We start from the raw sequence: 17667 nt of genomic DNA, 5'->3' as shown, positions 1-17667 counted from the left end.
ATCGTGCACCCGGACTACTTGCCGCCCTCGGTGAGCGTCACATCGATCGGGGTGTACTCACCGTCGACGGTGATCCCCTCGTCCTTCAGTTCGGACAGCGCGTCTTCGATGTAGTCGTTCGAGTACGCCGACTCGCCCGGCTCCTCGGTGATGAGGTTGAGGCCGTCCTGGTTGACGGCCTTCAGAGCGCCTTCGACCGTCTTGTCCCAGGCGGCTTCATCGATCATGCCGAACTCGCCGCCGGTCCAGATGAGCTTGTTGACCTCGTTCATCTGCCAGAGCTGGTGCGTCGGGCCCACGGGGAACGCGTCGACGCCCGGCGCGGTCGCCGCGGCGTAGGTGATCTCGGCCGCCTCGGTGGGGTTGTCGCGGGCGTACACCCACCCCTTCACGACGGCTTTGAGGAAGCGCTTGGCCGCGTCGGCGTAGGCGGGGTCGTCGGCCAGGCGCTGCGTGTCGGCCCAGATGGCATCCTGCAGCATGGCGCCGGCGGTGTCCTCGTACGAGACGATGTCGACGTCGGCCTCCGTGTAGAGCGTGCCGGTGGCGGGGTTGACCGTTTCGAACAGCTGCGCGAGCTCGTTGTAGGTCATCGCCTGGGCGGCATCCACGTCGCGGTCCAACAGCGCGTTCATCGAGAAGTCCTGCGTCGTGATCTGCACGGTCGAGGCGTCGAGGCCCTGGTCGGCCATCGCGGCGAAGATCTCCCACTCGTTGCCGAAGCCCCACGAGCCGATGCGCTTGCCCTCGAAGTCGTCGACGCCGGTGATGCCGGAGTCCTTCCACGACACCTGGGTGGTGCCCGACTTCTGGAACACCTGCGCGATGTCGGTGAGCTCGACGCCCTGATACTCGAGCGTGCCGAGCACCTTGGGCACCCACGCGACGGCGAAGTCGACGTCGCCGGCCACGAGGGCGTCCTGCGGCACGATGTCGCCGCCCGAGGGCAGCACCTCGACGTCGTCGAAGCCCTCCTCCTGGAAGTAGCCCTGGTCGAGGGCGACGTAGTACCCCGCGAACTGCGCCTGCGGCAGCCACTGCAGCTGCAGCTTCACCGAGGTCAGCGGGGTGAAGTCCCCATCGGCCGCCGACGGCTCGGAGCCGCCGCCCGAGCAGGCCGAGAGGGCGAGGGTCGCGGCCGCGACCCCCGCGATCGCGCCGAGGGCGCGACGGGTGCTGTGTCTCATGGAAGGTCCTTCCGGTTCGGGTGGAGCGGGTGTCGGGTGGTGCAGGTTCCTGGTGTCGTCGCCGTCACGGACGCAGGGCGCCCAGCCGCTTCGCGACGACGCGTTCGAGCAGGGCGGTGACGACGAAGAAGACGAGGCCGATCGCGATGCCCCCGCCCACGAACGCCCAGGCCAGGGCCGCGCGGCCCGACTTGGCGTAGGTGGCGATGGCGGTGCCGATCCCGTCGGCGGGGCCGCCGAAGTACTCCGCGACCAGGGCGGAGATGACGGCGAGGGATGCCGCCACCCGCACGCCCGTGAGCAGGTAGGGCAGCGCGGTGGGCAGGGTCAGGCGCAGGAACGTCTGTCCGCCGGTGGCGGCGGTGGCCCGGAACAGATCGCGTTGCACCGGGCGGGTCTGACGGAGGCCGCGAAGGGTGTTGACGAACACCGGCACGAACGCGGCGATCCCGGCCACGGCCTGGCGTCCGAATTGGCTCGAGGCTCCGAACATGGTGTTGAGGATCGGGGTGAGGGCCACGATCGGCACCACCGCGAGGGCTGCGACCAGCGGCGCGGTCATGCCGTCGACCGGTCGCCAGGTCGCGGCGAGGGCCGCGAGCAGCACCGCGACGACGCTCCCGGCGAGCAGCCCCACGAGGGCATTGGTGCCGGTGATGCCGGCCGCCACCCACACCAGGGGGAAGCGCTCGACGAGCTCGGTCGCGACCGCGATCGGATCCGGCAGCATCCTCGGCGCGCTGCCCGAGGCGACGAAGGCGTACCAGGCGAGCAGTCCCGCGAGTCCCACGACGACGGGGGCGGCCAGACGCGTCCACCCGGGCAGGGGCGTGGCGTTCATCGCCGACCTCCCCCGAAGACGGATGCCACGGCGCCCCGGGCCACGGCATCTGTCGTCCGCCGACGGGTCGCGGATGCGAAGGGCTGACATCCCATGCGTCGGAACCCGCTCATCGCTCGTTCGCCCGCTGGAGGGGGGCGCCGTGCAGCGCTTCGCGGACGGCCGTGACGCGGGCGAAGAACTCCCGCGACTCGCGCAGGTCGTCGTCGCGCGCGCGGCCGGGGCGGGTGTCGATCACGTCGGTGATGCGCCCCGGCCGCGGGCTCATGACGACGACACGGTCGGAGAGGAAGACCGCCTCCGGGATGGAGTGGGTGACGAACACCACGGCGGCCGCGGTCTCGGCGGCGATGCGCGCGAGTTCGGACTGCAGTCGCTCACGGGTCATCTCATCCAGTGCGCCGAAGGGCTCGTCCATCAGCAGCAGCCGGGGCTGCGCGGCGAGGGAGCGGGCGATGGCGACACGCTGCTGCATGCCGCCGGAGAGCTGGTCGGGGTAGCGCCCGACGAAGTCGGTGAGTCCGACGAGCTCGGCCAGCTCCGCCACCCGGGCGTCGCGCCGGGCGCGCGGCCACTTGTGCAGGTCGAGGGGGAGCGCGATGTTCGCGGCCACGGTGAGCCAGGGCAGCAGGGCCGCCTGCTGGAAGGCGATGCCGTAGTCCTGGTCGAGTCGCGCCTGGCGCGCCGATTTGCCGTACAGCGTCAGCTCTCCGCCGGTGGGGCTGTCGAGGTCGGCGATGAGCCGCAGCAGCGTCGACTTCCCGCAGCCGGAGGGGCCGATGAGCGAGACGAATTCGCCCGCGGCGACCGTGAGGTCGACCGCGGTCAGGGCGGCCACCTCGCCGCCGGCACTGGGGAACACCTTGCCGACGCCCGCGGCGCGGACGGCGAGGTCGGTGGCGGTCTGGGTGGTCATGCGGTGTCCTCCCCGCGACGGAAACGGTGCAGGGCGGCCCCGACGAGCGCGACGCCGCCGGCGGCGACGAGTCCCATCACGACGGTGCCGAAGGTGGGTGCCCAGGGGGCGGCCGGATCGGATGAGGCTTGGCCGGCGAGCTGGATGAGCATGCGCCCGATACCCCCGCGCAGCCCGATCGAGACCTCGGCGACCACGGCGCCGACGACGGCGGACGCCGCGGCGAGCCGGAGCGCGGGCAACAGGTACGGCACGGCCGCCGGAAGGCGCAACCGCATGAGCGTCTGCCCCCAACCGGCCGAGTTCGCCCGCATCAGGTCGAGGTGCAGGGCATCGGGTGCGGAGAGACCGCGCAGCATGCCGACGGCGACGGGGAAGAAGGCCAGGTACGACGCGATGACCGCCACCGACAACCACGGCGGCCACGGGAAGCCCGAGCGGTCGACCTGCGTGCCGATGGCGTTGACCACCGGCGCGAAGGCGATGAGCGGCACGATCTGACTCACCACGATCCACGGCAGCAGTCCCGCCTCGACGAGACGCCACCGCTGCATCGCGATGCCGAGGAGCGAGCCGACCACGACGCCGATCACCCAGCCGAGGGCGGCCAGGCCCAGCGTCATCCCCGCCGCTCCCGCCACCGACGCGATCAGCGGCGGGGTGTCTCCTCCGCTCGTCGGGGCGAACATGCGCGTCAGCATGTCCCACACGTGCGGCATCGCGCGGTCGTTCGTGCGGGGGAGGAGGATCACGCCGGAACCGGCTGACCCGTCGCTGCCGACCGTGAGGCCGTCGGCGGGGCCGAACGTCTTGTACAGCTCCCACGCGGCGACGACGACCGCGATGCCGGCGACGCCCCATCCCGCGCGCACGAGGGCGGTGCGGGCGCGGGAGGAACGGATGCCGGTGGCCTGCGGCATCCGCCCCTCGTCCACCGTCTCGACGGGCGCCGCCGTGCCGGGGTCGATCACCTGGTCGGTCACGGGGGTGTCACCGCTTCGCCGTCACCGGGGGAGTGAGAGCCGGGATCACGGTCTCGCCGTACACCCGCATCGTCTCCTCCTTGTTGTCGTGCTGGAGGTAGCCGGCGAACTGCGTGACGCCCAGCGCGCGGAGCTTCTCGAGCTTGGCGATGTGCTCCTCGGCTGTGCCGAGGACGCAGAAGCGCTCGACGATCTCGTCGGGCACGAAGTCGACGTGATCGTTGTCGCTCTTGCCGTGCGAGTTGTAGTCGTAGCCCGTGCGCCCCGCGATGTAGTCGGTGAGGGCGGCGGGAACCCGCCCGGCCGTCCCTGCGCCTGTCGAAGGGCCGTATTTGGCGACGATGTCGGCGACATGGTTGCCGACCATCCCGCCGAACCAGCGGCACTGCTCGATCATGTGCGCGCGCGACTCGGGGGTGTCTTCGCCGATGTACATGGGCGCGGCCACGCAGAACGCGATCTCGTCGGGGTCGCGGCCGACGTTCTCGGCCGCCGCGCGGACGGTCGAGATCATCCACTCGGCGATGTCGAGGTCGGCCAGCTGCAGGATGAAGCCGTCGCCCACCTCGCCGGTGAGCTTCAGCGCGAGCGGGCCGTAGGCGGCGACCCACACGTCGAGCTCCGACCCGCGGCTCCAGGGGAACTGCAGAGTCGCGCCGTTGTACTCCACGGCGCGGGAGTTGCCGAGCTCGCGGATGACGTGGATCGACTCGCGCAGCGCCTTCAGCGTCGTCGGACGTCCGTTGGTGACGCGCACCGCCGAGTCGCCGCGACCGATGCCGCAGATCGTGCGATTGCCGTACATCTCGTTGAGCGTGGCGAACGTGGATGCCGTGACCGTCCAGTCGCGGGTCGCCGGGTTGGTCACGAACGGGCCGACGGTCACCCGGCGGGTGGCCGCGAGGATGGCGGAGTGGATGACGTAGGGCTCCTGCCACAGCAGGTGCGAGTCGAAGGTCCACACGTGGGTGAAGCCGTGCGCCTCGGCCAGCTGCGACAGCTGCACCGTGCGGGCGGCCGGGGGGTTCGTCTGCAGGACGACACCGAAGTCCATGGGGTCCCTCTCAGATCAGGTACTGGCTCAGGCCGCGCTTGACGAACCTGCCGTCGCCCGCGGTGCCGACGTAGGCGCCGTCGTCGACGACGACCTTGCCGCGCGAGATGACGGTGTCGACGTGTCCGTCGATCTCGTATCCCTCCCACGCGGAGTGGTCCATGTTCATGTGGTGGGTCTTGCCCACACCGATGGAGGTGTGACCCGCCGGGTCGTAGATCACGACGTCGGCGTCGGCGCCCGGCGCGATGACGCCCTTCTTGCCGTACATGCCGAACATGCGCGCGGGGGTGGTGCTGGTGAGCTCCACCCACCGTTCGAGGGTGATTTGCCCGGTGACGACACCCTGGTACATGAGGTCCATGCGGTGCTCCACCGAGCCGATGCCGTTGGGGATCGCGCGGAAGTCGCCCTGACCGAGGGTCTTCTGGTCCTTCATGCAGAACGGGCAGTGATCGGTGGACACCATCTGGATGTCGTTGGTGCGAAGGGCCTGCCACATGTGGTGCTGGTGGCCCTCGTGCTTCGAACGCAGCGGCGTGGAGCACACCCACTTGGCGCCCTCGAAGTCTCCCCACTCCTCGCTGGTGGCCCCGAGCTGGTCTTCCAGCGAGAGGTAGAGGTACTGGGGACACGTCTCACCGAACACGTTCTGACCGTTGTCGCGCGCCCACGCGAGCTGCTCGACGGCCTGCTTGGCGCTGACGTGCACCACGTACAGGGGGGCGCCGGTCAGGTGCGACAGCATGATCGCGCGGTGGGTGGCCTCCTCCTCCATCTGCCAGGCGCGCGCGACGCCGTGGAAGTACGGAGAGGTCTTCCCCTTCTCGATCAGCTGCTCGGCGAGCACGTCGATCACGGGGCCGTTCTCGGCGTGCATCATCGTCAGCAGGCCGGTGTCGGCGGCCACCTGCATCGCCCGGAGGATCTGCGCGTCGTCGGCGTAGAACACGCCCGGGTAGGCCATGAACATCTTGAAGCTCGAGATGCCCTCGTCGATGAGCCCCGGCAGCGCCGCGAGCGAGTCGGCATCCACCCCTCCGACGATCTGGTGGAAGCCGTAGTCGATCGCGCAGTTGCCCGCGGCGAGTTCGTGCCAGTGGGCGAGGCCGTCCTGCACGCGCTCGCCGGTGCGCTGCACGGCGAAGTCGACGATCGTCGTGGTGCCGCCCCAGGCGGCGGCCCGCGTGCCGGTCTCGAAGGTGTCCGAGGCGCTCGTGCCGCCGAAGGGCAGCTGCATGTGCGTGTGCGCGTCGATCCCGCCGGGGATGACGTACTTGCCGGTGGCGTCGATGACGGTGTCGACGGATGCCGCGAGGTCGTGCCCGAGCAGGGTCGATCCGGGCGCGAGCACGGCGGCGATCGTCTCGCCGTCGAGGAGCACGTCGGCGGGGGTGCGACCGGTCGCCGAGACGACGGTTCCTCCGGTGAGCAGGGTGGTGGCCATGTCAGGCCTCCACGATCTCGCCGTAGGTGTCGGGGCGACGGTCGCGGTAGAACTGCCAGTCGTCGCGCATCTGCTGCACGAGGTCCATGTCGAGGTCGCGGATGAGGATCTCCTCGTGCTCGGCCGAGCCCACCGCACCGACGTGGTTGCCCCGCGGATCGATGACCTGGCTCGTCCCGTAGAAGGTGACGGCATCCTCGCCGTACTCGTTGTCCTCGCGGCCGACGCGGTTGGGCTGCAGCACGAAGTAGCCGTTCGCGACGGCGGCGCAGGGTCCCTCGACCTCCCACAGGCGGTTCGACAGTCCGGGCTTGGTCGCGTTGGGGTTGAACACCATGTGGGCGCCGTTCAGGCCCAGCTCGCGCCAGCCCTCGGGGAAGTGGCGGTCGTAGCAGATGTACATGCCCACCTTGCCGACGGCGGTGTCGAAGACGGGGTAGCCGAGGTTGCCGGGGCGGAAGTAGAACTTCTCCCAGAACTTGTCGAGGTGAGGGATGTGGTTCTTCCGGTAGCTGCCGAGCACGGTGCCGTCGGCGTCGACCAGTACGGAGGTGTTGTAGTACACCCCGGTCTGCGCCTCCTCGTAGATGGGGAGCACGCTCACCAGGCCCAGCTCCTTCGCCAGCGCGGCGAAGCGCTGCACGATCGGCCCGTCGACGGGCTCGGCGAAGCGGTAGTACTTCTGGTCCTGCGTGATACCGAAGTACGGGCCGTAGAAGAGCTCCTGGAAGCAGACGACCTCCGCTCCCCGCGCCGCCGCGTCGCGCGCGAACTGCTCGTGCTTGTCGAGCATCGATTCCTTGTCACCGGTCCACGTGGTCTGCGTGATGGCCGCTCGCACCGTCGTCATGGGTCCTCCTCGATCTCCGCCCCGCGGGGGAATGCGGGTGGTCGCATTCTGGCCGGGTGTTCTGTTACTGTCGCGCCTGAACATTTCCCGACGATTTCGCCGGGTGACTTCGCCGTTAATTGGAGCCGCATGCTCTCGCCCCGCGCCCTCGGATCACGCTCCGCCGCGGGGCTGGCGGCGGAGATCGCCCGTCTGGTCACCGACGGCACTCTCTCGCCGGGGGAGCGTCTTCCGACCGTCCGGCAGATGGCGGCCGACCTCGGTCTGTCCACCGGAACGATCGCCGCGGCCTGGCGCGCCCTGGCCCATGCGGGAGTCGTCACCTCGCGCGGTCGTTCCGGCACCTTCGTGCGCACGGAGAAGCGCGAGTGGCTCAGTCCGCGGGTCCGCGGGATGTCCACGGGCGAGGGATCGCCCGTCATCGCGCCGAGCGGACTCGGCGGGCGGGGAGCCCACGGCATCCGTCTCGACCTCTCGCTCGGCACGCCCGACCCCGCGATGCTGCCCTCGATAGAGCGGGCCCTCTCGCGTGCGCGTCCGCGGGCCGACACCGGCCGGTACCACGACCTGCCCGTCCTGCCGGAGCTGCACGATGCGCTGGTGGAGGACTGGCCGGTGCGGACGGTCGAGGCGCTCACCGTCGTCGACGGGGCGCTGGACGGCATCTCCCGCACGGTCGAGCAGGTCGTGCGTTTCGGCGACCGGGTCGCGGTGGAGTCCCCGGGCTTCCCCTACATCTTCGACCTGGTGGAGGCGACCGGGGGCATCGCGATACCGCTTCACAGCGACGCCGACGGCATCCTTCCCGCCTCCCTGGCGCGCGCGCTCGCTCAGCGTCCCTCGACGCTGGTGCTGCAGACGCGGGCGCAGAACCCGACGGGGGTGTCGATGTCGGTCGAGCGGGCGAGGCGCCTGGCCGACGTGCTGCTCACCGTCCCCGGCGGTCGCGCGGTGACCGTCATCGAAGACGACCACTCCGCCCTCATCGCCACCGCCCCCGCGGTCACCCTCGCCCGGTGGATCCCCGCGCAGGTGGTGCACGTGCGCGGGTTCTCCAAGTCGCACGGCCCCGACCTGCGCATCGCCGCCCTCGGCGGACCCGCCCGCATCGTCGAGCGGATCGTGCGCCGTCGCATGCTCGGACCCGGATGGACGTCGCGGCTGCTGCAGGCGGTGCTCCTCGAACTGCTCACCGACCCCCGCTCCGTCGCTCCCGTGCGCACCGCCCGGCTCCTGTACCGCGACCGTCTAGACCGCATGGCGGCGGCCCTGCGCCGCCTCGGCATCGACGTGGGTGCACCCGACGGCATCAACCTGTGGCTGCCGGTCCGTGACGAGCGCGCCGCCGTCGTGCACCTCGCCGCGGAGGGGATCGCGGTCGCTGCGGGCGGGCCGTTCGTCGCCGACGACCCCGCGCAGCAGTGGGTGCGGGTGACGGCGGGATCCGTCACCGAGAACGTGCGGCTCGTCGCCGACGCGCTCGCGCGGGCGGCATCCGCTCCTGCGCTGTCGTAGGGCCGTCAACCCCCGGATCCGATGTCGGAGGCGGCTCCTAGGGTGGATGCCATGACCGTTCCTTCTGTTCAGCTCAACGACGGAAACTCCATCCCCCAGCTCGGCTACGGCGTGTTCCTCGTGCCCGCCGACGACGCCGAGCGTGCTGTGTCCGAGGCCCTCGAGGTCGGCTACCGCCACATCGACACCGCCGCGATCTACAAGAACGAAGAGGGTGTCGGCCGCGCGATCGCCTCCAGCGGCATCGCCCGCGACGACCTCTTCGTCACCACGAAGCTGTGGAACTCCCGCCATGACGGCGACGAGCCCCACGCCGCGATCGACGAGAGCCTCGAAAAGCTCGGGCTCGACGCGGTCGACCTGTACCTCGTGCACTGGCCGACGCCGAAGGCCGACAACTACCTCAACGCGTGGCAGAAGCTCATCGAGATCCGCGAGGCGGGCAAGACCCGCTCGATCGGCGTCTCCAACTTCCTCGTGCCGCACCTCGAGCGCATCGTCGCCGAGACCGGTGTGACGCCCGCCGTCAACCAGATCGAGCTCCACCCGGCACTGAGCCAGCGCGAGATCGCGTCATGGGGTCAGCAGCACGACATGCACATCGAGTCGTGGGGCCCGCTCGGCCAGGGCAAGTACGACCTGTTCGAGCTGCCCGCGGTCAAAGACGCGGCCGAGGCGCACGGCAAGTCGCCGGCCCAGGCGGTGCTGCGCTGGCACATCCAGCACGGCTTCATCGTCTTCCCCAAGTCGGTGCGCCGCGAGCGCCTCGAAGAGAACTTCGACCTGTTCGACTTCGAACTCACCGCCGACGAGATGGCCGCGATCGACGCCGTCGACCCCGGCGACGGCTCGGGCCGCGTCGGATCGCACCCCGACGACGTCGAGTGATCGACATCCGGTAGACCGGAGCGCATGAACCGCCTCGCGAACGCCTCGAGCCCCTACCTGCGGGCCCACGCCGACAACCCCGTCGCGTGGTTCCCGTGGGGGGCCGAGGCGTTCGCGCTCGCAGCTGAGCGAGACGTTCCCGTGATGGTCTCGATCGGCTACAGCACCTGTCACTGGTGCCACGTGATGGCGCGCGAGTCCTTCCAGGACGTCGAGACCGCCGGCCTCCTGAACGACGGCTTCGTCTCGATCAAGGTCGACCGCGAAGAGCATCCCGACGTCGACGCCGCCTACCTCGACGCCGCATCCGCGTTCACTCCGCACCTCGGCTGGCCCCTCACGGTGTTCGTCAGCCCCGAGGGGCGCGTGTTCTACGCCGGCACCTACTTCCCGCCGACGCCGCGCCCTCCGCAGCCCTCGTTCCGCCAGGTGCTGGCCGCGGTGCGCGAGGCGTGGACCGAACGCCGCACCGACGTGGATGCCACGGGCGCATCCCTCCGTGACGCACTCGCGGCCGCGGAGACCGCCCCGGCCGACGCGTCCCCGACCGTCGATCGGCTCGCCGCCGCGGCGCGCACGATCGTCGCCCGCGAGGACCGCGAGTACGCCGGCTTCGCCGCGGGCCCCGCGTTCGAGACGCCCAAGTTCCCGAACACCCCTGTGCTGCGCTTCCTGCAGCACCCCGCCCTGACCTCCGACGCCCCGGATGCCGCCGCCGTGGCATCCCGTGCCCTCTCCGCCATGGTGGCGTCCGACCTCCACGACGCGGTCGAGGGCGGTTTCTTCCGCTACGCCACCCGCCGCGATTGGAGTGTCCCGCACTACGAGCGCATGCTCACCGACAACGCGGGCCTCGTCGAGGTGGCACTCGCCGCGGGCGACGAGGCGGCCGCCACCGACGCCGCACGATTCCTCGTGGATGTGCTGCAGCTGCCCTCGGGCGGGATCGCCGCCGCGCAAGACTCGGAGTCGGTCGTCGACGGGCGGCGCTCCGAGGGCGGGTACTACCGTGCGATCGACCGTTCCGCCCTGACGCCCCCCGCCCTCGACGCCAAGGTCGTCACCGGCTGGAACGGTCACGCCATCGCCGCCCTCGCCGCCGCCGGCACCCGCACCGACCCCCGCTTCCTGGAGGCCGCGCGCTGGGCGGCCGACGCGGTGCTCGAGAGCAACGTCGCCGACGACGGCACGCTCCGCCGCGCATCGCTCGACGAGATCCGCTCCGCCGCCCCCGCGACGCTGGAGGACTACGGCGGACTCGCCCGGGGTCTGCTCGCCCTCGCGCGGGCCACCGGCGAAGTCGTCTACGCCGAGCGCGCGCGGTCCCTCGTCGAGCAGTGCCTCGGTGACGACGGCATCCATCCGCCCGGCGGGGGCGACCCCGTGCTCGTCGCGCAGGGCATGCAGCCGCACGGCGTGCCCAGCGACGGCGCGTCGCCCTCGGGGCCGTCGGTGTTCGCCGCCGCGGCGCTCGACCTCTGGCGTCTGGGCGCGGGCGAGCGCTACCGCGCCGCGGCCGAGACGCTCGTGCGCGCCGCAGCCGAGGTCGCGCTGTCGACGCCCCTCGCGCACGGGGCCATCCTGGAGGTCGCGGCGGGTCTGGCCACCGCGCCCCGGCAGGTCGTCGTGGTGGGCGAGCGCGACGCCGAGATCGCCGAGGCCGCGCGCCGGGTCGCCGCCGACGTCGTCGCGGTGGTCTCACCCGCGCAGGCCCGGGCGTTCGCCGCCGCGGGCTTCGAGCTGTTCGCGGGCAAGGACTCGTCCACCGGCGAGGCGACGGCGTACGACTGCCGCGCGTTCACATGCGCCTTGCCGACGACGGACCCGGCTGCGCTGGTTTGACGCGCTGACCGGATCGGCGGGCGCGACGGGGCGGGGTCGCCGGATCGGGCCTCTTGACGTCGGCGTCGACAGACGCGTCTGACCGACCGATCCGGTCGACGCCGCTCGAACCTCGCAGTTCCGCTCTTTCCTCGCACGTTTCGCCCGCACCGCTGCGAGCATCATGCAACTTTGCGAGCATCGTGGCGCCCACGGCGGTGCGTGGCCGGCCATGGGCGCCCGCGGCCGTCCGGAGGCCGCCCCGCCGCGCCGCCGTCAGTCCAGCAGATGCCGCAGATACCGCCCCGGCGCCTCCAGGAACCCGCGCTGCAGCCGCACCACCTCGAGGTCCTCCCACGCGCTCTCGCGAATGCCCCACTCGCCGAGTTCGAGGATCGTCGCACCCGGCAGCGCCGCCAGCACGGGGGAGTGGGTGGCGCAGATCACCTGGGTGCCGCGCGAGCGCATGCGGTCCAGCGATGCCAACCAGCGCAGGGTCGACGAGAACGACAGCGCCGCCTCGGGCTCGTCGAGGCACGCGAGTCCCGCGACGTAATGCGGGTGGTCGAGCGCCTGGTCGAGCAGGGCGTTGAAGGACTCGCCGTGGCTCATCGGGTGAAGGCTCGGCGGCGCGTCGGGGAGGTCGTCGCGCCACGAGTAGTACCCGTGCATGGTCTCGGCGCGCAGGAAGAAGCCGAACCGCGGGGCCCGCGGACTCCGCTCGATCCGCAGCCACTCACCCAGCGGGCTCTCGGTGCGACGGGTCTCGCCGCCGCCGTTGCTCGATCCGCCCTCGGCGGGCAGGCCGTAGGCCTCGGCGATCCCCTCGATCAGCGTCGACTTCCCCGAGCCGTTCTCGCCGACGAGGAAGGTCACCCCCGCGCCGAACTCCCAGCCGTCGGCCTGCGCGACGTCGAGGAAGTGGGCGACGGCGGCGATGTCGGCCGGCCACGCACCGGGGTCGATCGGGGCATCGCGGAACACCTTGACGCGCTGGATCGGCCGCGGGTCGTGCAGCCAGTCGTCGCCGCGTGACACGTCAGATCCAGCTGGGCAGCCAGTTGTGCAGCCGCCAGAACTCGTACGAGACGGGAAGGCCCGCCCACACCGGGTACCAGAACGCCGATATGCCGACGCACACGACGAGGAAGACCACGACGATCACCTGCGCGTGGGTGCGGGAGAGCCGCCACACACCCCGGGTGGCATCCTGCAGCGCGAAAGCGATCGCGAGGACGAGGAAGGGCATCATGGCCACCGTGTAGAACTGGAAGATCGTGCGCTCGGGGTACATCAGCCACGGGAGATAGGTGGCGGCCAAGCCCGTCAGCACCAGCGCGTGGCGCCAATCCCGCACCATCACGAAGCGCACCAGCAGATACACGGCCGCCGCGATGCCGGCCCACCAGATCAGCGGGTTCGCGTTGCTCGAGATCGCCTCGGTGCAGCCGTTCGGCAGGCCGCAGCCGTTGACTCCGAAGTCGTCCTGATGCCAGTACATCGAGGTGGGGCGGATCAGGAACGGCCACTGCCAGGCGGGACTGGCGTAGCTGTGCGGGGTGACGAGGCCGACATGGAAGCCGTACATCGACACGTGGTACGCCCACAGGTTCTGCAACGGCACGGGAAGGAACGACAGCAGACCGGTGCCCAGTGCCTCACTGCTGCGCATGTAGCCGCCGGTGGTGAACAGCCAGCCCGACCAGCTCGTCAGGTACACGACCAGCGACACGGGAACGATGAGCACGAACGAGATCAGACCCTGCCGCACGGCATCCATCGGCCATTGGACGATCCCGACGCGGCGGCGCGCCAGCGCATCGGTGACGACGACGTAGATGCCGATCGCGGCGATCAGATACAGCCCCGACCACTTCACGGCGGTGGCGGCGCCGGCGGCGGCGCCCGCCGCCAGTAGCCACGGGCGGTCCCATAGCAGGGGCCCCCAGTTGTGGGTGGTGCCGGGGAGTTCGTCCATCGCGGCGTCGAGGCGGTCGCCCGTGCGTTTGTGATCGAGGGCGACGAACCAGAACGCCAGCACGATGAAGAACGTCAGGAACACGTCGAGCAGCGAGGTGCGGCTGAGGACGATGCTCAGGCCGTCGATCGCGATGAGACCGGATGCCACGGTGGAGAACGTGATCGAGCGGGTGAGGTTGTGTGCGAGCAGGTAGACCAGCAGCACGGTGGCCGTGCCGAAGACGACGGCCGACAGCCGCCAGCCCGTGGCCGAGTCGGGGCCGAGCAGCGCCATGCCGGCACCGATGAGGATGCGTCCGAGGGGCGGGTGCACCACATAGCTGCCCACGCCGGTGAAGATGTCGGTGTCGCCGGCGATGAAGCCGGCATCGGCGTTCTCGGGCCACGTCGACGGGTAGCCGAGCACCCACTGGCTCCACGAGTCCTTCACGTAATACGTCTCGTCGAACACCAGCGCATGCGGTGTGCCGACGTCGAACAGACGCAGCACGCCGGCGACGATCGTCACGAGCGCCGGCGCCAGCCAGCGCCACAGTCGCACGCCTCGGGGGTCGCCGATCAGCACGTCGCGCCAATGATCGAGGCGCGTGCGCTCCGCCTCGGGACGCAGAGAGGGGACAGCGGTGCTCACGCGCCCCAGCATAAGGTGGGGCGGTGATCATCCTCGCGGCGACGCCGATCGGCAACCTCGGTGACGCCTCGAAACGTCTGGTCGAAGCGCTCGAGAACGCCCGCGTCGTCGCCGCCGAAGACACCCGCACCACCCAACGCCTGCTGGCGGGGCTCGGCGTCGAGAACCGCCCGCGGCTGATCGCCCTGCACGACCACAACGAGAAGGAGCGCGCCGCCGAACTCGTCGAGCTCGCGCGCCACGATGACCTGCTCGTGCTCAGCGACGCCGGCATGCCCACCGTCAGCGACCCCGGGTTCGGTCTCGTCGCCGCGGCCGCCGCGGCGGGCGTCACCGTCACGGCGCTCCCCGGTCCGAGCGCCGTGGTCACCGCGCTCGCCGTCGCAGGTCTTCCCACCGACCGCTTCGCCTTCGAGGGGTTCCCGCGCCGTAAGCCGGGCGAGCGTCGGAGGGCGTTCGCGCAGCTCGCGTCGGAGGAGCGCACCCTGGTCTTCTTCGAGTCGCCGTCGCGGTTGGCATCCACCCTCGACGACCTCGCCGCGGCGTTCGGCGCCGATCGCCCCGCGGCCGTGTGCCGCGAGCTGACGAAGCTCTACGAGGAGGTCAAGCGGGGCACCCTCGCCGAACTCGCCGCGTGGGCCGCCGAGGGCGTCCGCGGTGAGATCGCGATCGTCGTGGGCGGCGCCGAGGCCCGTGGGGTCGCGTTCCCGGATGCCGTCACCCAGGTGCTCGAGCTCGTGCGCGGCGGGACGCGGCTCAAGGAGGCGGCCGCCGAAGTGGCGTCGCAGACCGGTCATTCCTCGCGAGAGCTCTACCAGGCGGGGCTGGCCGTCAAACGCTGACGCCTGCGGTCGGGCTGTCACACGGTCGGCCGTGTCGGTGCCCCCTGCGTAGAATCTCCGAGTGACTTCCGGCCGATCCTTCTACATCACGACGCCGATCTACTACCCCAGCGATCTGCCCCACATCGGGCACGGGTACACGACGGTCGCCGTCGACACGCTCGCGCGCTGGCACCGCCAGGCGGGCGATGACACCTGGATGCTGACGGGCACCGACGAGCACGGCCAGAAGATGCTGCGCGCGGCGGCCGCGAACAACGTCACGCCGCAGGAATGGGTCGACAAGCTCGTCACCGAGTCGTGGTTCCCGCTCCTCGAGACGCTCGACGTCGCCAACGACGACTTCATCCGCACGACTCAGCCGCGCCACGAGGAGCGCGTGCAGCAGTTCGTGCAGGCGCTGTTCGACCGCGGCTACATCTACGCGGGCGAATACGAGGCGCTGTACTGCGTCGGCTGCGAAGAGTTCAAGCCCGAGGCCGAGATCGTCGACGGCACCGGCCCCTTCGAGGGTCTCAAGGTCTGCGCGATCCACTCGAAGCCCCTCGAACTGCTGCAGGAGAAGAACTACTTCTTCAAGCTCAGCGAGTTCCAGGACCGTCTGCTCGAGCTGTACAAGACCGAGCCCGACTTCGTGCGCCCCGAGTCGGCGCGCAACGAGGTCGTCTCGTTCGTGCGCAGCGGCCTGAAAGACCTCTCGATCTCGCGCTCGGCGTTCGACTGGGGCATCACGGTGCCGTGGGACTCCTCGCACGTCATCTACGTGTGGGTCGACGCGCTGCTCAACTACGCCACCGCCGTCGGCTACGGCAACGACCCCGAGCAGTTCGCCCGCCGCTGGCCGGCGTTCCATGTGGTCGGCAAAGACATCCTGCGCTTCCACGCCGTCATCTGGCCGGCCATGCTCATGGCCGCCGGTCTCGACGTCCCCCGCGGCGTCTTTGCACACGGGTGGCTGCTCGTCGGCGGCGAGAAGATGTCGAAGTCGAAGCTCACCGGCATCGCGCCCACCGAGATCACCGACGTCTTCGGCTCCGACGCGTACCGTTTCTACTTCCTCTCGGCCATCGCCTTCGGGCAGGACGGGTCCTTCTCGTGGGAAGACCTGTCCGCCCGCTACCAGGCCGAGCTCGCCAACGGTTTCGGCAACCTCGCGTCGCGCAGCGTCGCGATGATCGAGAAGTACTTCGACGGGGTCGTGCCGTCGGCCGGCGCCTACGCCGAGGTCGACCTGGCGATCCAGAAGACGGTGGCGGATGCCGCGGCGGCCGCCGACGCCGCCGTCGAGCGCTTCCGCATCGACGAGGCCATCGCCGCCATCTGGACGATCGTCGACGCCCTCAACGGCTACATCACCGAGAACGAGCCGTGGGCACTCGCCAAGGACGAGACCCAGCGCGAGCGCCTCGGCACCGTGCTCTACACCGCGGCCGAGGGCCTGCGCGCCCTCGCGGTACTGCTGTCGCCGGTCATGCCGAGTTCGACCGAGAAGCTGTGGAGCGCCCTCGGGGCGGCCGAGGGTCTCGGGCCGCTCGTCGACCAGCCGCTCCGCGAGGCGGGGGAGTGGGGCGCGCTCAGCGCCGGAGCGAAGGTCACCGTCCTCACCCCGCTGTTCCCGCGCGTCGAGCAGGCGTGACGCGGGTGCCTTTCGAGTCGGCGGCGGCGGCCCCCGAGCTGGCGGCGGTCCCTGAGCCGGCGGCGGTCCCTGAGCCTGTCGAAGGGTCCGCCGCGGTGGCCGCCGCCCCCGGCGCGACCCCGGTCGAGCGCCCTCGCGGCACGCTCGACGCGGGCGACCCCAGCCAGTACGTGCGCGAGCGCAGTGTCGACGGTCGGCGCGACGTCAGCTATCCGCCGGCACCCGAACCCCTCGGCATCCCGGTCTACGACAACCACACCCACCTCGAGATCGAAGACGGTGACACCGGGTTGTCCCTCGACGAGCAACTCGAACGGGCTCTGGCCGTCGGCGTGCACGGCGTCGTCCAGGCCGGCGGCGACGTCGACTCCTCGCGATGGTCGGCGTGGGCCGCGCGCTCTCATCCGCGCGTGCTCGCCGCCGTCGCGATCCACCCCAACGAGGCTCCCGAGTACGAGCGGGCGGGCGAGCTGGATGCCGCGATCGCCGTCATCGACGAGCTCGCCGCCGAGCCCCGCGTGCGGGCGATCGGTGAGACGGGCCTGGACTTCTTCCGCACCGAGGCCGACGGCATCCCGGCGCAGATGCGCTCCTTCGAGGCGCACATCGCGCTGGCGAAGAAGCACGGGGTCGCCATGCAGATCCACGACCGTGACGCGCACGACGCGGTCCTCGAGACCCTCGAGCGCGTCGGCGCCCCCGACAAGACGGTGTTCCACTGCTTCTCCGGCGATGCCGACATGGCCCGCATCGCCGCCGATCGCGGCTACTACCTGTCGTTCGCCGGCAACGTCACGTTCAAGAACGCGCAGAACCTGCGCGACGCCCTCGCCGTGACACCGCTCGACCGCATCCTCGTCGAGACCGACGCCCCGTTCCTGACGCCGGTGCCGTACCGCGGCCGCCCGAATGCGCCGTACCTGATCCCGGTCACGCTGCGCTTCCTCGCGGCGGAGCGGGGCGTCGACGCCGACGAGCTGGGCGCGCAGGTCGCCGCCAACACGCTCGAGGTCTACGGCGCCTTCGCAGACTGATCAGCGCGCATCTCTGCAGCACCGGTGTCCTCAGGCGTCGGT

15 protein-coding genes are annotated in these 17667 nt (G+C 70.8%); 6 read left to right on the top strand and 9 right to left on the bottom strand.

Going from position 1 to position 17667, the window contains the following annotated elements:
- Positions 1 to 14 precede the first annotated feature (14 nt).
- The 7 genes from QRO03_RS14665 to QRO03_RS14635 all read right to left on the bottom strand — a co-directional run bounded on the left by QRO03_RS14665 (position 15) and on the right by QRO03_RS14635 (position 7278).
- The gene (locus QRO03_RS14665; protein WP_285138232.1) at positions 15 to 1187 is read right to left on the bottom strand and encodes an ABC transporter substrate-binding protein; all 1173 of its coding nucleotides are present in this window, start codon (positions 1185 to 1187) and stop codon (positions 15 to 17) included.
- Positions 1188 to 1251: 64 nt separating this feature from the next.
- Positions 1252 to 2028 carry an ABC transporter permease gene (locus QRO03_RS14660; protein WP_285138231.1) on the bottom strand — a complete coding sequence of 259 codons (777 nt, stop codon included), beginning with the start codon at positions 2026 to 2028 and terminating at the stop codon, positions 1252 to 1254.
- 109 nt (positions 2029 to 2137) lie between these two features.
- Entirely contained in the window at positions 2138 to 2944 is an 807-nt protein-coding gene (locus tag QRO03_RS14655) for an ABC transporter ATP-binding protein (RefSeq protein ID WP_285138230.1), read from the bottom strand.
- The gene (locus QRO03_RS14650; protein ID WP_285138229.1) at positions 2941 to 3927 is read right to left on the bottom strand and encodes an ABC transporter permease; all 987 of its coding nucleotides are present in this window, start codon (positions 3925 to 3927) and stop codon (positions 2941 to 2943) included. The genes QRO03_RS14655 and QRO03_RS14650 overlap by 4 nt, the downstream gene beginning before the upstream one ends.
- A 7-nt stretch (positions 3928 to 3934) precedes the next feature.
- Positions 3935 to 4981, bottom strand: coding sequence for a TIGR03842 family LLM class F420-dependent oxidoreductase (locus QRO03_RS14645; RefSeq protein ID WP_285138228.1), 1047 nt, complete (start codon positions 4979 to 4981; stop codon positions 3935 to 3937).
- 10 nt (positions 4982 to 4991) lie between these two features.
- On the bottom strand, positions 4992 to 6428 hold the full coding sequence (hydA, locus tag QRO03_RS14640) for a dihydropyrimidinase (protein ID WP_285138227.1): 1437 nt from the start codon (positions 6426 to 6428) through the stop codon (positions 4992 to 4994).
- A 1-nt stretch (position 6429) separates the two neighbouring features.
- The gene (locus QRO03_RS14635) at positions 6430 to 7278 is read right to left on the bottom strand and encodes a nitrilase-related carbon-nitrogen hydrolase (RefSeq protein ID WP_285138226.1); all 849 of its coding nucleotides are present in this window, start codon (positions 7276 to 7278) and stop codon (positions 6430 to 6432) included.
- 129 nt (positions 7279 to 7407) lie between these two features.
- On the opposite strand from QRO03_RS14635, the gene QRO03_RS14630 reads away from it, so the two are divergent.
- From QRO03_RS14630 to QRO03_RS14620, 3 genes are read left to right on the top strand one after another with little or no spacing between them, the layout of a single operon-like run.
- On the top strand, positions 7408 to 8793 hold the full coding sequence (locus QRO03_RS14630) for an aminotransferase class I/II-fold pyridoxal phosphate-dependent enzyme (protein ID WP_285138225.1): 1386 nt from the start codon (positions 7408 to 7410) through the stop codon (positions 8791 to 8793).
- 51 nt (positions 8794 to 8844) lie between these two features.
- Positions 8845 to 9681, top strand: a complete 837-nt coding sequence (locus QRO03_RS14625) for an aldo/keto reductase (protein WP_285138224.1) — start codon at positions 8845 to 8847, stop codon at positions 9679 to 9681.
- A 24-nt stretch (positions 9682 to 9705) separates the two neighbouring features.
- Positions 9706 to 11523 (top strand): thioredoxin domain-containing protein, encoded by a 1818-nt coding sequence (locus QRO03_RS14620; protein ID WP_285138223.1) that lies wholly within the window; start codon positions 9706 to 9708, stop codon positions 11521 to 11523.
- 255 nt (positions 11524 to 11778) lie between these two features.
- On the opposite strand, the gene QRO03_RS14615 is transcribed toward QRO03_RS14620, so the two are convergent.
- The gene (locus QRO03_RS14615; RefSeq protein WP_285138222.1) at positions 11779 to 12540 is read right to left on the bottom strand and encodes an AAA family ATPase; all 762 of its coding nucleotides are present in this window, start codon (positions 12538 to 12540) and stop codon (positions 11779 to 11781) included.
- Between the two features lies 1 nt (position 12541).
- A complete protein-coding gene (locus QRO03_RS14610; RefSeq protein ID WP_285138221.1) occupies positions 12542 to 14113 on the bottom strand; it encodes a dolichyl-phosphate-mannose--protein mannosyltransferase in 1572 nt (523 codons plus the stop codon).
- A gap of 23 nt (positions 14114 to 14136) precedes the next feature.
- On the opposite strand from QRO03_RS14610, the gene rsmI reads away from it, so the two are divergent.
- The 3 genes from rsmI to QRO03_RS14595 all read left to right on the top strand — a co-directional run bounded on the left by rsmI (position 14137) and on the right by QRO03_RS14595 (position 17625).
- Positions 14137 to 14955 (top strand): 16S rRNA (cytidine(1402)-2'-O)-methyltransferase, encoded by an 819-nt coding sequence (gene rsmI / locus QRO03_RS14605; RefSeq protein ID WP_285138220.1) that lies wholly within the window; start codon positions 14137 to 14139, stop codon positions 14953 to 14955.
- Between the two features lie 61 nt (positions 14956 to 15016).
- Positions 15017 to 16591 (top strand): methionine--tRNA ligase, encoded by a 1575-nt coding sequence (gene metG / locus QRO03_RS14600; RefSeq protein WP_285138219.1) that lies wholly within the window; start codon positions 15017 to 15019, stop codon positions 16589 to 16591.
- A gap of 170 nt (positions 16592 to 16761) precedes the next feature.
- Positions 16762 to 17625, top strand: coding sequence for a TatD family hydrolase (locus QRO03_RS14595; RefSeq protein WP_285138275.1), 864 nt, complete (start codon positions 16762 to 16764; stop codon positions 17623 to 17625).
- Positions 17626 to 17667: the final 42 nt, after the last annotated feature.

It is taken from the genome of Microbacterium sp. lyk4-40-TSB-66 (genome assembly GCF_030209475.1).
Taxonomy (GTDB): Bacteria; Actinomycetota; Actinomycetes; order Actinomycetales; family Microbacteriaceae; genus Microbacterium.
This window is presented reverse-complemented; position numbering and strand designations above follow the sequence as displayed.

What these genes read in the sequence shown, in the direction of transcription:
- QRO03_RS14665 (WP_285138232.1), bottom strand. Translation starts at nt 1,187, where the DNA reads ATGAGACACAGCACCCGTCGCGCCCTCGGCGCGATCGCGGGGGTCGCG.
- QRO03_RS14660 (WP_285138231.1), bottom strand. Translation starts at nt 2,028, where the DNA reads ATGAACGCCACGCCCCTGCCCGGGTGGACGCGTCTGGCCGCCCCCGTC.
- QRO03_RS14655 (WP_285138230.1), bottom strand. Translation starts at nt 2,944, where the DNA reads ATGACCACCCAGACCGCCACCGACCTCGCCGTCCGCGCCGCGGGCGTC.
- QRO03_RS14645 (WP_285138228.1), bottom strand. Translation starts at nt 4,981, where the DNA reads ATGGACTTCGGTGTCGTCCTGCAGACGAACCCCCCGGCCGCCCGCACG.
- hydA (WP_285138227.1), bottom strand. Translation starts at nt 6,428, where the DNA reads ATGGCCACCACCCTGCTCACCGGAGGAACCGTCGTCTCGGCGACCGGT.
- QRO03_RS14635 (WP_285138226.1), bottom strand. Translation starts at nt 7,278, where the DNA reads ATGACGACGGTGCGAGCGGCCATCACGCAGACCACGTGGACCGGTGAC.
- QRO03_RS14630 (WP_285138225.1), top strand. Translation starts at nt 7,408, where the DNA reads ATGCTCTCGCCCCGCGCCCTCGGATCACGCTCCGCCGCGGGGCTGGCG.
- QRO03_RS14625 (WP_285138224.1), top strand. Translation starts at nt 8,845, where the DNA reads ATGACCGTTCCTTCTGTTCAGCTCAACGACGGAAACTCCATCCCCCAG.
- QRO03_RS14620 (WP_285138223.1), top strand. Translation starts at nt 9,706, where the DNA reads ATGAACCGCCTCGCGAACGCCTCGAGCCCCTACCTGCGGGCCCACGCC.